The sequence below is a fragment of the Uliginosibacterium sangjuense genome (assembly GCF_059132465.1).
Map to the genome: position 1 here is coordinate 3,620,873 of NZ_CP101132.1, position 13,059 is coordinate 3,633,931.

General features: G+C 67.5%; 15 protein-coding genes. 8 read left to right on the forward strand and 7 right to left on the reverse strand.

Annotated elements, in window-relative coordinates:
- The first annotated feature begins 4 nt into the window (after window positions 1–4).
- On the forward strand, window positions 5–556 hold the full coding sequence (locus NMB43_RS16655) for an acyltransferase (RefSeq protein ID WP_494349285.1): 552 nt from the start codon (window positions 5–7) through the stop codon (window positions 554–556).
- Between the two features lie 3 nt (window positions 557–559).
- Here NMB43_RS16655 and NMB43_RS16660 read toward each other — a convergent pair whose 3' ends face one another.
- Entirely contained in the window at window positions 560–1,576 is a 1,017-nt protein-coding gene (locus NMB43_RS16660) for a glycosyltransferase family 9 protein (RefSeq protein ID WP_494349286.1), read from the reverse strand.
- A 147-nt stretch (window positions 1,577–1,723) separates the two neighbouring features.
- On the opposite strand from NMB43_RS16660, the gene NMB43_RS16665 reads away from it, so the two are divergent.
- Window positions 1,724–2,929, forward strand: coding sequence for an O-antigen ligase family protein (locus NMB43_RS16665; protein WP_494349287.1), 1,206 nt, complete (start codon window positions 1,724–1,726; stop codon window positions 2,927–2,929).
- The gene (locus NMB43_RS16670) at window positions 2,926–3,927 is read left to right on the forward strand and encodes a glycosyltransferase family 9 protein (RefSeq protein WP_494349288.1); all 1,002 of its coding nucleotides are present in this window, start codon (window positions 2,926–2,928) and stop codon (window positions 3,925–3,927) included. The genes NMB43_RS16665 and NMB43_RS16670 overlap by 4 nt, the downstream gene beginning before the upstream one ends.
- Here the strand turns inward: NMB43_RS16670 and NMB43_RS16675 are convergent.
- A complete protein-coding gene (locus NMB43_RS16675) occupies window positions 3,915–5,105 on the reverse strand; it encodes a class I SAM-dependent rRNA methyltransferase (RefSeq protein WP_494349289.1) in 1,191 nt (396 codons plus the stop codon). The two genes, NMB43_RS16670 and NMB43_RS16675, sit on opposite strands and share 13 nt — an antisense overlap.
- A gap of 169 nt (window positions 5,106–5,274) precedes the next feature.
- Here NMB43_RS16675 and NMB43_RS16680 point away from each other — a divergent pair, with 169 nt between their 5' ends.
- Window positions 5,275–5,772, forward strand: coding sequence for a 3'-5' exonuclease (locus NMB43_RS16680; protein ID WP_494349290.1), 498 nt, complete (start codon window positions 5,275–5,277; stop codon window positions 5,770–5,772).
- A gap of 19 nt (window positions 5,773–5,791) precedes the next feature.
- On the opposite strand, the gene xerC is transcribed toward NMB43_RS16680, so the two are convergent.
- Genes xerC through NMB43_RS16705 form a run of 5 tightly spaced genes read right to left on the reverse strand, consistent with a single transcriptional unit; the run spans window position 5,792 to window position 9,543 of the window.
- Entirely contained in the window at window positions 5,792–6,706 is a 915-nt protein-coding gene (gene xerC, locus NMB43_RS16685; protein ID WP_494349291.1) for a tyrosine recombinase XerC, read from the reverse strand.
- Between the two features lie 18 nt (window positions 6,707–6,724).
- On the reverse strand, window positions 6,725–7,375 hold the full coding sequence (locus tag NMB43_RS16690) for a DUF484 family protein (RefSeq protein ID WP_494349292.1): 651 nt from the start codon (window positions 7,373–7,375) through the stop codon (window positions 6,725–6,727).
- A 14-nt stretch (window positions 7,376–7,389) separates the two neighbouring features.
- Window positions 7,390–8,232: a diaminopimelate epimerase gene (gene dapF, locus NMB43_RS16695; protein ID WP_494349293.1), complete on the reverse strand. Its 843-nt coding sequence runs from the start codon at window positions 8,230–8,232 to the stop codon at window positions 7,390–7,392.
- 17 nt (window positions 8,233–8,249) lie between these two features.
- Window positions 8,250–8,669: a CoA-binding protein gene (locus tag NMB43_RS16700; protein WP_494349294.1), complete on the reverse strand. Its 420-nt coding sequence runs from the start codon at window positions 8,667–8,669 to the stop codon at window positions 8,250–8,252.
- Between the two features lies 1 nt (window position 8,670).
- Window positions 8,671–9,543: a lysophospholipid acyltransferase family protein gene (locus NMB43_RS16705; protein ID WP_494352162.1), complete on the reverse strand. Its 873-nt coding sequence runs from the start codon at window positions 9,541–9,543 to the stop codon at window positions 8,671–8,673.
- A gap of 222 nt (window positions 9,544–9,765) precedes the next feature.
- On the opposite strand from NMB43_RS16705, the gene metK reads away from it, so the two are divergent.
- The 4 genes from metK to nifM all read left to right on the forward strand — a co-directional run bounded on the left by metK (window position 9,766) and on the right by nifM (window position 13,008).
- Entirely contained in the window at window positions 9,766–10,932 is a 1,167-nt protein-coding gene (gene metK / locus NMB43_RS16710; protein ID WP_494349295.1) for a methionine adenosyltransferase, read from the forward strand.
- A gap of 408 nt (window positions 10,933–11,340) precedes the next feature.
- Window positions 11,341–11,673, forward strand: coding sequence for a nitrogenase-stabilizing/protective protein NifW (gene nifW, locus NMB43_RS16715; RefSeq protein WP_494349296.1), 333 nt, complete (start codon window positions 11,341–11,343; stop codon window positions 11,671–11,673).
- Window positions 11,670–12,143 carry a nitrogen fixation protein NifZ gene (locus NMB43_RS16720; protein WP_494349297.1) on the forward strand — a complete coding sequence of 158 codons (474 nt, stop codon included), beginning with the start codon at window positions 11,670–11,672 and terminating at the stop codon, window positions 12,141–12,143. Before nifW ends, NMB43_RS16720 begins: the two co-directional genes overlap by 4 nt.
- The gene (nifM, locus tag NMB43_RS16725; protein ID WP_494349298.1) at window positions 12,136–13,008 is read left to right on the forward strand and encodes a nitrogen fixation protein NifM; all 873 of its coding nucleotides are present in this window, start codon (window positions 12,136–12,138) and stop codon (window positions 13,006–13,008) included. The genes NMB43_RS16720 and nifM overlap by 8 nt, the downstream gene beginning before the upstream one ends.
- Window positions 13,009–13,059: the final 51 nt, after the last annotated feature.

Genomic DNA, 13,059 nt, shown 5'->3' on the forward strand with positions numbered 1-13,059 from the left:
CACGATGCTCGCCACCCTCTGGTTCGCCCTCATCGAACGCCTGCGCCATCGCGCAGAGGTGTCGCTGCGGGCGTGGGTCAAACGACCGGCAAACGTGCGCCTGGGTGCGCGCTGCAAGGTGGATGCCTTTGCCAGCATCGACGCCGGTCACGGGCAGATCAGCATGGATGAGCGTTGCACCCTCAACCGCTATGCCATGCTGCAAGCGGGGCGGGGCGAGATCCGCCTGGGCCGCCAGGTGGAAATCAACAACCACGCCATCATCAACGGTGGGGGCGGGGTTCACATCGGTGACGACAGCCTGATCGGCCCTGGCGTGCGCATCATCTCCTACCAGCACGGCATCGCCGCCGGCACGCCGATCCGCAAGCAGCCCAACATCGACAAGCCCATCCGCATCGGCCGCGACGTCTGGATCGGTGCCAACGCGGTGGTGCTGGCCGGGGTGAGCATCGGCGATGGGGCGGTCATCGGCGCGGGTGCGGTGGTCACCCACGACGTGCCGGCCGGCGAGGTGTGGGCTGGGGTGCCGGCCCGTCACCTGCGCACGCGCTGACGCTCAGGCAAGCAATCTCTCCACGCAGCCCAGCACCTGGGCATCGCTCAGCTCGGCCACGGCCTTGGGCGCGTCCAGCCACAGCGCACGTGGGCCGACCGGCGCCCATTGCGAAGGCGGCGGCGACACATCCGTCTCGGCGAAGAAACCCAGCACGCTCCCCGGACTGGCCGCCGCAAAGTGCATCAGGCCGCTGTCCGGGAAGAGACTGGTGCGGCCGTTGAAGATCAGGCCCAGCGCGGGTTTCAGCGGGCCACGGAAGGGCAGCAGCCAGGGCAGCTTGGCGTCCAGCACGGGCTGGGCCGTATCGTCGTCGCCGGGATACTGCGGGTTGTCGCTCTTGCCTGGCGTCCACATGAACACGGTCTTGAGTCCCCATTGCTCATGGAAGTGGCGCGTCCAGCGGATGATCTGCTCGGTCGTGGGCTGTTTCTTGGCACGCCGCGCGCCCAGGCCCAGTGTGATGTAGCCGCCAGGCTGCAGGCCCTGCTCGGCCAGCCATTGTGCGGCAAAGCTCGCAGCCTCTTGCGGCAACTGGAAGCGCAGCGGGGGCAGTTCCGCCGGCAGGGGAATGCCCAGTGGCGTCAGCAGGTGGGCCATGCGGCGGGACTCGTGACAATCCGGTGGCACGCTCAGCGCGTCGCTGACCAGGCGCGTGGGGCAGCGCGCATCCACGTAGGACACCAGGCGCTTGCCGCCCAGCAGCACGCCACGCTTGGCCGCGCGATGCGAGGCCTCGCCATTGGCCACGATGATCCAGTCGTAACGATTGCGACGCAGCGCCAGGGTCTGGTGCAACTGCGCCCAGACCGCCGCCCAGTGGATGCACCCGCCTTCCTTGACGCGCTGGTAGCTCAGCACCGCATCCACGTCCGGGTTCCCATCCAGAATCCACGCGTTATAGGTGTTGGCCAGCACCTCGATACGCGCCTGCGGCAAGGCCTGGCGCAGGATGCTGAGCATGGGGGTGGTCAGCAGCATGTCGCCGAGTTTGTCGCGCTTGAGGATCAGGATTCGCATGGCCGTACCGGATGCAGGCTGGAGAGCGGCGGATTATCGCAGAGCGCGCCCACCGCCGGCCCTCGGCCAGATCACGTTCGCCCCCTTGTCAGGAAGCAGATTCGGCCCCTGCGCTATCATTGGCGACCTTTTTTCCGGGGTCTGCGCATGACTGCCTCCTCCCCACGCCTGCTCAACCAGATCGAGCTGGCCCTGTTGTGTCTGTTCGCCGTCTCGCTGCCGCTGTTCGAGGCGCCCAAGAACATCTTCGGCTTCCTGTTCATCGCCACCTGGTTCGGGCGCAGCCTCAGCCTGCGCAATTTCGGCCAGTTGCCGCGGCGCTGGCTGCTGGTACTCGGTGCACTATTCGTGGCCGCACTGGCGAGCTGCATCTTCACGCCCTTCCCTGCGAAGTGGCGTGAGTTGCACGACGTGTTCGGCTATCTGGTTCTGGCCCTGATCATCGGCGCCAGCCGCCTGAATGCACGCCAGCTCCACTGGCTGCTCGCCTGCCTGGTGCTGGCGGCCCTGGCCGGTGCAGTGCATGGGCTGATCGTCATGCCGCAGAACAAGGGCTGGCTGCAGCTCAACTCGGTCGGCCACGTCAACCATTCGGCCATGTACTTCGCCGGAGTAGTGCTGCTGGTCATTGCCGCCATGCTGCGCCCGCCGGCCGGGCCGGCCTGGCTCAAGTGGCTGCTCGCCGCCATGGTGCTGGCCAGCATCGGCTTCCTGGTGCTGTTTGCCAGCCGCGGCGCCATCGTGCCGGTCCTCATCGGCAGCGGCGTGCTGCTGACCTGCATCGGCCGCGCCCGCCTGCTGCGCCTGTGGCCGCTGGCGGCGCTGGGCGTCGTCGCCGCCGCCGCGGTGCTCAGCCTGCACCCGACCATGATCGCCAAGACGGTGGAGAACGTGCAGACCGGCAAGCTCTCGTCCTACCGCGTGGAGGGCGCGCACACCGCGATCGAGATCTTCCGCCGCTACCCGCTGACCGGGGTTGGCGCCGGCAATTTCTCGGCGGTGTCGCCGCAAGACGTACAGGGCTGGGTAGAGGCGCGCGGCGAGACCTTCGAGCCGGGGTACTACCTGTTCTCCAGCCACGCCCACACCTTGTACTTCAACACCCTGGCCGAGCGCGGGCTGCTGGGCATCCTCGCGCTGGCCGCACTGGGCTTCGCCTGGGCCCACGCGCTGGTGCGCCGGCACCCCCGTGCGGACGGCCCCTACACACACTGGCTGGCGTGGTCAGCCGGGGTGGCCGGTTTCATGGTGGTCTTCGTCGGCGGCTTCTTCAACACCATGCTGCACCATGAGCACGGCATGCTGGCCACGGTGTACCTGGGCCTGTTGCTGGGACAAGACGCACAGGCATGAAGTCGCCACGCATCCTGGTCATCCGCCGCGACAACATCGGCGACCTGGTGTGCACCCTGCCGCTGATCCAGGCCCTGCGTGCGCAGTTTCCGCAGGCCTGGCTGGGCGCCCTGGTGACCGCCTACAACGCCGAGGTGCTGCACGCCAACCCGGACCTGGATGCCGTGTTCCACTACCGCAAGGCCAAGCACCTGGGCCCCGGCGAGAGTGCGCTGGGCGCCATGCTCGACCGCCTGCGCCAGTTGTGGACGCTGCGCCGCCTGGGCATCGACACGGTGCTGCTGCCGGCCAGCGGCAGCCAGCACAGCGCACGCCGCATGGCCCGCCTGATCGGTGCCAAGCGCATCATCTGTGCTGACGAGATGGGCGCCGCTGCCACGCAGGGCCACGAGGCGCAGCGTGCCGGCAGCCTGCTCAAGGCATTGGGGGCGGCCACGCCCACCCTGCCCGCCGCTCGCCTATACCCCCGTGCCGAACTGCTCAGCCACATGCGCCAGGCCTTGCCGGGCGACGGCCCCGTGCTGGGCCTGCACATCAGCGCACGCAAGCCTTCGCAGCGCTGGCCAGCCGAACGCTTCATCGCGCTGATCCATCAATTGCATGCGGCCCAACCAGCGCTACGCTTTGCATTGTTCTGGGCCCCCGGTGCGGCAGACAACCCGCTGCACCCTGGCGATGACGCCAAGGCGCGCGAGATCATCGAGGCCTGCCAGGGCCTGCCGGTGTTCCCGCTCGCCACGCACGCGCTGGGCGAGCTGATCGCCGGCCTGTCACGGGTGGATCGCCTGGTCTGCTCCGACGGCGGACACATGCACCTGGCGGCCGCGCTGGGCAAGCCCATCGTGTGCCTGTTCGGCAAGTCGGATACGACGCGCTGGCATCCCTGGGGCGTGCCCTACCAATTGCTTCAGGCCACCGGCCTGGAAGTCAGCGATATCCGCGTCGATGAAGTCCGCCAGGCGCTCGACGCCTTGCCTGCGGCACATCACCCGACCTGACAGGCCAAGCCCTTGAGGTATTCCCCTTCCGGCACCGCAAGGCCGATGGGGTGGTCCGCCGCCGCCGACAGGCGATGGATGATGCGCGCGTCAACGCCGGCATCCGAGGCGGCGCCGGCGACGATGCTCTGGAACAGCTCCTGGCCGATGCCGCCGGAACAGGAATACGTCATCAGGATGCCGCCCGGGTTGAGCAGGCGGAAGCCGAGCAGGTTGATGTCCTTGTACGCACGTGCGGCGCGTTGCGCATGCGCGGCGGAGGGCGCGAACTTGGGCGGGTCGAGGACGATCAGGTCGAAGCGGCGGCCCTCGCTGCGCAGGCTGCGCAAGGCCTCGAACACATCGGCCTCCCACCACTCGGCGCGTGCTGCATCGAGCTGCGGGTTGAGTGCGAGATTGCGCTTGCCCCCCTCCAGCGCCGGACCGGAAGAGTCGATCGACAGCACGGAGCTGGCGCCGCCGGCCAGTGCCTGCAGGCTGAAGCCGCCGGTGTAGCAGAAGCAGTTGAGCACGCTGCGGCCGGCCGCAAGCTGGCCGGTCAGCAGGCGGTTGTCGCGCTGGTCGAGGTAGAAGCCGGTCTTGTGGCCGCCGACCACGTCGACCTCCATGCGCACCCCGTTCTCGACGATGCTGAGCGTGCCCGCCGGCATCTCGCCCCAGGCCAGCCCGCTGCGCGGCTCCAGCCCTTCCAGCTTGCGCACCTCGGAATCGGAGCGCTCGTAGACGGCGACACAGCCGGTGGCCTGCACCAGCCCGGCGATGATCGCCTCGCGCCATTTCTCGGCGCCCGCGCTGGTCAGTTGCAGCACCACGACCGGACCGAAACGGTCCGCGATGACGCCCGGCAGGCCGTCGGACTCGCCATGGATCAGCCGCACGCCGTCCTGCGCGCGCAGTTGCGGATGCGCCTGCCGACGCGCCACCGAAGCCGCCACCGTGCGCTTGAAGAAGGCATGGTCGATACTCGTGTCCGGCTCGAAGCACCACATGCGCGCGCGGATCTGCGAAGCCGGGCTGTAGGCCGCACGGCCCAGGCGGCGGCCGTCCGCCGCCACCACCTCGACCGTGTCGCCGGGGCGGGCGCGCCCGTCCAGGCGTGCGACCGAACCGGCGAAGATCCACGGATGCCGGCGCATGGCCGAGCGTTCCTTGCCAGGATTGAGGATGAGTTCAGCCATGGGGTGGCACCGGATTCTGCAAAGGGGCGAATGTTACTCCGGATGCGCGGAGCTGTTCGCCGCCACCGCGGCACAGCACGCCGCCTGCGCTGGAATACGTATAGGGGAAAACGGCAGAAGCCTGCAGAATCCGCCCGACACGCCGTTCTTGCCCCCACAAGGCCCCGACATGAGCGCAGGCAAGGTCCCCATCATCATCGACATCGAAGCCTCGGGCTTCGGCCGTGGCAGCTACCCGATCGAGGTCGGCTGCGCGCTGGCCGACGGCAGCAGTTTCTGCACGCTGATCCAGCCCGCACCCGAGTGGACGCAGTGGGACGAGTCCGCGGAGCGGGTTCATGGGATCTCCCGCGAAGCCTTGTACGAGCACGGCCGCCCTCCCGAGGAGGTGGTGCTGTTGCTCAACCAGCGCCTGCGCGGACAGGTGGTGTATTCGGATGCCTGGTACCACGACTACAGTTGGCTCAATGTGCTGTATGCCGTCACGGAGAGCTATCCCAGCTTCCGCCTGGAACACCTCGCCAGCCTGATGGACGAACAACACGCCAACCAGTGGAACGAAACACGCGCCACCATCCAGCGCGAACAGCGAAGCACACGCCACCGCGCCAGTGCGGATGCACGGATGCTGCAGTTGACCTGGCTGCGCCTCAACCACGGCACCTAGCGCAGCGTAGCCTCGCGCCTCACTCCTTTTTCTTTGCGCGCGGATGCGCCGCGTCATACACCTTGGCCAGGTGCTGGAAATCGAGATGGGTATAGACCTGGGTGCTGCTGATGCTGGCGTGCCCCAGCAGCTCCTGCACCGCACGCAGATCGCCCGAGGACTGCAGCATGTGCGAGGCGAAGCTGTGGCGCAGCATGTGGGGATGCACGTGCACCGGCACGCCGCGCATTTCGGCCCAGCGCGCCAGCCGACGGCGGATCATGCCGGCCGACAGGCGCGTGCCGAGGCGACTCACGAAGAGCGCCGGCTCTTCTGCCGCACTCAGCATCGGTCGCAGCGCGAGCCAGGCCGACAGGGCCTCCAGCGCCTTGGCGCCGACAGGCACACGGCGCATCTTGTTGCGCTTGCCCAGCACGGTCACTTCGCCCTGCTCGACCGAGTACGTTCCGCTGACATCCAGCGCCTCCAGTTCCGCCAGACGCAGCCCGGAGGAATAGAACAGCTCGAACATCGCGTGGTCCCGCAGCTCCAGCACATCATCCGGCTGGGCATCCAGCAAGGCCGCGGCCTGGTCGGGCGAGAGCGCCTTGGGCAGGTTCTTGGGCGCGCGCGGCGGGCGCACTGCCTGCACCGGGTTGTCCTCGGCCAGGCCCTTGCGCATCCACCAGCGGTACAGGCCGCGCCAGGCGGACAAGGTGCGCGCCAGCGAACGCGCGCCCAGCCCACCGGCATGCAGGCGGGCGGCAAAACGGCGGATGTCGGCGCTGCGCAGGCTGATCAGGGGGCGCCCCTGGGCCAGCTCGACGAGCTTCTCCAGGTCGCCGCGGTAATTGCGCAGGGTGTGCGGGGACAGGCGGCGCTGGGTGGCCAGCGCGTCCAGATAGGCCCTCAGTTCGGGCGGCAGTTCGGTGGGCTGCGGCGCAGGTTCAGTCATCGCGCGACCGCCCGGCGCTCAGCCGATCTGGCGCAGCAGCGAGGCCGACACAAGGTCGCCGATGCGCTCGACGTACAGCGTGCCCATGTCGGGGAAGAAACGCTGCGGGTCTTCCGAGCCCAGCACCAGCATGCCGAAGACCTGAGCATCACGGCGCAGCGGCATCATGACGATGGAGCGAAGATGCGGCGCCGCTTCGCCGAACCAGCCCAGCACCTCGGGATGCGCGGCCAGGCCGCAATAGGGGCGGCTCAGGTCGGCGGCGAAAAAGCGCATGTCCTCGGTCACTTCGATGAACTCTGCGCTATCGCGCTTGAGGATGCTGTTCCACACGCGCAGCGCCACATGCGGCACGGCGAAGTCTTCCTGGACATGCGTGTAGATCGCCTGCGCCACCGACTCGAAGCCCTCCGCACGCAGCAAGGCCAGCGCCAGCCGATGCACCTTTTCCGAGATCGCATCGTTCTCCTCGCCGAAGCCGACCAACTCGGCCAGTTTGGCCTGCACCTGTTGCAGCTTGTCGCGCAGCGCGTGCAGCTGGCGCTCGGTCAGCGAGATGGCCTGACCGCCAGTGGGATGCGGCACCGACAGGTCAGCCAGCAGCTCGGCGTTCTCGTCGAAGAAACTGGGGTTGTCGCGCAGGAATTGGACGACGTCTTGTGGGTTCATGGCGGGGCCGTGGGTCAAATGGAAGGAAGTTCGATCTCGCCGTCGAAGACGGAAACGGCCGGACCAGTCATCTGCACCGGCATGCCGGGGCCGGCCCAGGCGATGGTGAGCTCGCCGCCGCGCGTCGCTACGCGTACCGGCGAAGTCAGCAGATTGCGCTGGATACCCGCCACCACGGCGGCGCAGGCGCCGGTGCCGCAGGCCAGGGTCTCGCCCGAGCCACGCTCGAACACGCGCAGGCGGATGGCGTGCTCGTCCAGCACCTGCAGGAAGCCGGCATTCACGCGCGCCGGGAAGCGCACATGATGTTCGATCAAGGGCCCTTGCTCGGTCACCGGTGCCGCATCGACGTCGGCCACCACCTGCACCGCGTGCGGGTTGCCCATGGAGACGGCGGTGATCGCCAGCGTCGTGCCATCCGGCAGCTCCAGCGGCTGCACCACGGCGGCGGAATCGGACACAAAGGGCACGCGCGCCGGCTCGAACACCGGCACGCCCATATCGACCGTGACCAGGCCACCTTCGGCCAGGCGCGGCGTGATCACGCCGGACTTGGTCTCGACGCGGATCTCGGCCTTGGTGGTCAGTTGCTTGTCGACGACGAAGCGCACGAAGCAGCGCGCACCATTGCCGCACTGCTCGACCTCGCTGCCGTCGGCATTGAAGATGCGGTAACGGAAGTCGACGCCGGCCTGGTGCGGCCGCTCGACGATCAGGATCTGGTCGCAGCCCACGCCGAAGCGGCGGTCAGCCAGGTGGCGCGCCTGCCCCGGGCTCAGTTCGACGGCCTGGTTGATCGCGTCGATGACGACGAAGTCATTGCCCAGGCCCTGCATTTTGGTGAAGCGGAGTTTCATCGGTGGATTATCGCAGGTCAGACCAGCAACTGCACCGCGTCACGCCACACGCAGCGATCCATCACCACCTGGATGCCCGCAGCCTGCGCGCGCAACGCCTCGGCCGGATTGACCACGCCGTCCTGCAGCCACAGGCGTGGCGCACCGATCAGGATGCAGTCATCGACGATGGGCGTGATCTGGTCAGCCGCGCGGAACACATCGACCAGGTCGACTGGAAACGGGATGTCACGCAGCGAGGCGTAGGCCGGCTCTCCCAGCACTTCGGTCACCAGGGGCCGCACCGGCACGATCCTCCAGCCGAACTGGCGCTGCATGGCGGCCGCCACACGATGACTGGGCCGCGCCGGGTTGGGCGACAGGCCCACCACGGCCACCGTACGCACCTTGCGCAGCAGCTCGGCAATGTCGCCCTCGGACGGGTTGCGGAAGCTCATCTCAATACACCTTGGCCTCGCCCTCGGGGCGGGTCTTGAAGCGTTTGTGCACCCAGTAGTACTGGTCTGGCTGCAGGGCCACCTCGGCCTCGATGAAGGCGTTCATGCGCGCCGTGTCCGCCACCACATCCTCGGTCGGGTAATCGGCCCAGGGCTCGCGGAACTCTGCCAGGTAGCCCTGCCCCCAGGGCTTCTGCCGCACCACCAGCGGGATCACCGTCGCCTTGGCCAGCCGTGCGATGCGCGGCACGGCCGGGATGGTGGCGGCCGGCACGCCGAAGAAGGGTACGAAGACGGACTCCTTGGGGCCGAAATCCATGTCCGGCAGGATGCCCATCGGAATCCCGCCACGCATCGCCTTGACCGCCGCGCGCACGCCTTCCTGGCGCGACACCAGCACCTGCTTGCCGAAGCGGGTACGGCCGTGGAGCAGCATCTTCTCCAGCAGCTTGTCGTTCTGTGCCGAATACATGGTGACCAGGTCGATCTCCAGGTTCAGGCGCGTGCCGGCCATGTCCAGGCCGACAAAGTGTGGCAGCAGGATGATGATTTCATGCCCCGCGTCGCGCAGCGCCTGCAGCTTCTCCAGTCCGCGCATCTCGACCAGGCGGCGGATGCGCGCCGGCGAGCTCCACCAGATGATGCCGCGCTCCAGCATGGAGCGGATCACCGCCACCACCACCCGTTTCGCCAACTGGCGACGCTCCGCCTCCGACAAGGCGGGGAAACACAGGCGCAGATTGGTCAGCACCACGCGCCGGCGCGAGCCCACCAGGAAGTACAACACCCGGCCCAAGACCCAGCCGCACGCGGCCTGAACAGGCAAGGGCAACCAGTGCAGCAACCAGATGAAAGCGAGAACAAGGCGGGTCAGCATGGCGGACAAGACAGACGAAAGGACGAATTATCCGGCATGGGCTTGCCATGGCGGCAAGCTGCAAGGATAATTTTGTCCATGACCGCCGAGTTAAAGACAACTTGCAGGGCGGGCGTCGCCGGAAACGGAACGCAAAAATACTGCTAAAGCGTCGACCGCTCGAAACCCCGGAGTCGGCCGCGCCGACGATATCCGGGGTTTTTCTTTTGGAGCGCAATCATGGCCAATGAATATCTCTTCTCCTCCGAGTCGGTCTCGGAAGGTCACCCCGACAAGGTCGCCGACCAGATCTCGGACTCCATCCTCGACGCCATCCTGGCCGTCGATCCGCGCGGCCGCGTGGCCTGCGAGACGCTGGTGTCGACCGGCCTGGTAGTGATCTCGGGCGAAATCACAACGACCGGCCACATCAACTACCGCGAGATCGCGCAGGACACCGTGCGCCGCATCGGCTACGACAGTTCGGACATCGGCTTCGACTACAAGAGCTGCGCCATCCTGACCGCCATCAACCGCCAGTCGCCGGACATCGCGCAAGGCGTGAACGAAGGCGAAGGCCTGGACCTGGAACAGGGCGCCGGCGACCAGGGCCTGATGTTCGGCTACGCCTGCAACGAGACGCCCAGCCTGATGCCGCTGCCGATCTACTACGCGCACCGCATCATGCAGCGCCAGGCCGAAGTGCGTAAGGACGGCCGCCTGCCCTGGCTGCGCCCGGACGCCAAGAGCCAGCTGACGGTCAAGTACGTCGACGGCAAGCCGGTGGCGATCGACACCGTGGTGGTGTCGACGCAGCACAGCCCCGAGGTGTCGCACGCTCAACTCTCCGAAGCCGTGATCGAAGAGATCATCAAGCCGGTGCTGCCCAAGGAACTGCTGACGGGCAACGTGAAGTACCTGATCAACCCGACCGGCCGCTTCGTCGTCGGCGGCCCGCACGGCGACTGCGGCCTGACCGGTCGCAAGATCATCGTCGACACCTACGGCGGCATGGGCCGTCACGGTGGCGGCGCCTTCTCCGGCAAGGACCCGTCCAAGGTCGACCGCTCCGCCGCCTACGCCGGCCGCTACGTGGCCAAGAACATCGTCGCCGCCGGTCTAGCCGAGCGCATCGAGGTGCAGGTGGCCTATGCCATCGGCGTGGCGCGCCCGGTGTCGCTGAACGTCAACACCTTCGGCACGGGCAAGGTCAGCGACGACAAGATCGTGGCGCTGATCGAAAAGCACTTCGACCTGCGTCCCAAGGGCATCATCCAGTCGCTCAACCTGCTGCGTCCGATCTACACCAAGACCGCCGCCTACGGCCACTTCGGCCGCGACGAACCGGAGTTCACGTGGGAGGCCACGGACAAGGCGGCTGCGCTGCGTGCAGACGCCGGTCTCTGATTCCGGGCTGTCTTGTGTCACGAAGGGCCGCGCAAGCGGCCCCTTTCATTTCTGGCCCAGGGGATACGTCTCGTCGTTCCTGCGAAAGCAGGAACCCAGCGACTTTAGCGGCACCACCCCACCCGGGATCTCCACGAGAAACACTGGATTCCTGCTGTCGCAGGAATGACGGACTAGGCCAGGCATTCAACATGCGGAGATAGCCGCGCCCGCACACGCAGCGAACTTGGGAGGTTTACGACAATCGCACTCCCGCCTGCGGCAAGCAGGACAATGCCTACCCGCGCGCTTTGCTGCCAGACCCCATGCGGCAGGGGTTTCCGGCCGGCTCGCCGGAGTGGCACCGTCCTTGCTGAATCGTACTGAAGCCTGCGCATCCGGCGCCGGCGGATGTACGACGAGGCCCGCATGGACAGCGCAACGCTCAAGATCGACAACCCGGATTCGCTTGCCGAGCAACTGGCAGAGCTGGAGTCGGCCGAGGACTTCCTCGACTTCTTCGCCATCCCCTACTCGCCAGCCGTGGTGCGCACGAATCGCCTGCACATCCTGCAGCGTTTCCACGACTACCTGCGCGGCGACGAGACGCCCGAGCACGCTCGCTGGCGTGCCGCGCTGTTGCGGGCCTACACCGACTTCGAACATTCCGACGCGCTGACCGAGGGGGTGTTCCGCGTCTTCAAGCGCGCGCGCGGCATCGCCACGGTGCCGCTCAGCGCCATCGGGCGGAGGAGCACATGAAGCCCCTCTACGACATCGGCGACGAGCTGCGGGTGATCCGCAACCTGCGCGACGACGGCAGTTTTCCCGGCGCGGAACGCGGCGAGTTGCTGGTACGACGCGGCAGCGTAGGTACCGTGCTCGACATCGGCAGCTTTCTCGGCGAGCAGGTCATCTACTCGCTGCACTTCCTCGACACCGGCCGTCTCGTGGGTTGCCGTGAGGAAGAGGTGATCCCCGCCACCGCCACCTGGATTCCCACGCGTTTCGAGACGCGCGAGCGCGTCATCTGCACCCGCGACCTGGCCGTCGATGGCGAGATCCGCGTGCCGGCGGGCGGCAGCGGCGAGATTCTCAAGGTCCTGCGCGACACCGAGTGGGGCGTCGTCTACCACGTGCATTTCGATGGCCTGCCGGGGCATCCTCTGATCGTGCGCGAAGCCGCGCTGGAACCCTCCCCGGTGGCCAAGGAGGAGGTGCAGCATGCCTGAGCACGCCGCCCGCGCCAGCTCGGCCACGAGCAGCATGCTGCAGCCCACGCCCTATCTCACGCTCAAGCACGCCCAGGCACAGTTCGGGCTGTTGCCCGCCGCACTGGACACGACCCAGCTCGCTCGCGTGCACCGCATCGTGGCCGAGCAACAGCGCATCGAGGCACGCGTGCTGACGACGCCCGAGGCCGCCCGCGTGATCATCTCGCGCGCCGCCGTGGAAGCCGCACTCGACACCATCCGCGCGCGCTACGCCACCGAGCTGGAGTTCGTGCGTGCGCTCGGCACCCAGGGGCTCAACCTCCCTGCGCTGCGCGAGGAGATCGCGCGCGAACTGCATGTCGAGGCGGTACTGGAGATCGTCTCGGCCACCGCGACACCCGTGTCGGCGCTGGAAGTGGAAATCTTCTTCCACCTGAACGCGACACGCCTGGCCAAACCTGAGCGGCGGCGGGTGCGCCACCTGCTGATCACGGTGAATGAGGCCTACTCCGAGAACACGCGCCAGGCCGCATATGCCCGCGTAGAACGCCTGAGGGCTGATTGCGGCGGCGAGGCACAGCGCTTCACCACGCTCGCCACGCGTCACTCCGAATGCCCCAGCGCCACCGCCGGCGGGCTGATCGGCGAGGTTCCGTCCGGCCAGCTCTTCCCGACGCTGGACGCGCAGTTGTTCCGCATGCAGGCAGGTGAGATCTCGCCCGTCGTGGAGTCTCCGATGGGGCTGCACCTGTTGCTATGCGAAGCCATCCTGCCGGCCAGCGAACCGCGCCTGGCCGAACTGCGCGACCGCATCCGCACGCAGATGATGGAGACACGCCGCGCGCGCTTGCAGCGCCACTGGCTGCAGGCCTTGATGGCATAAGGCTGGGCACCCGCCCCTCGGCGGGAATGACGAAAGCTTCATCCGGTAGCA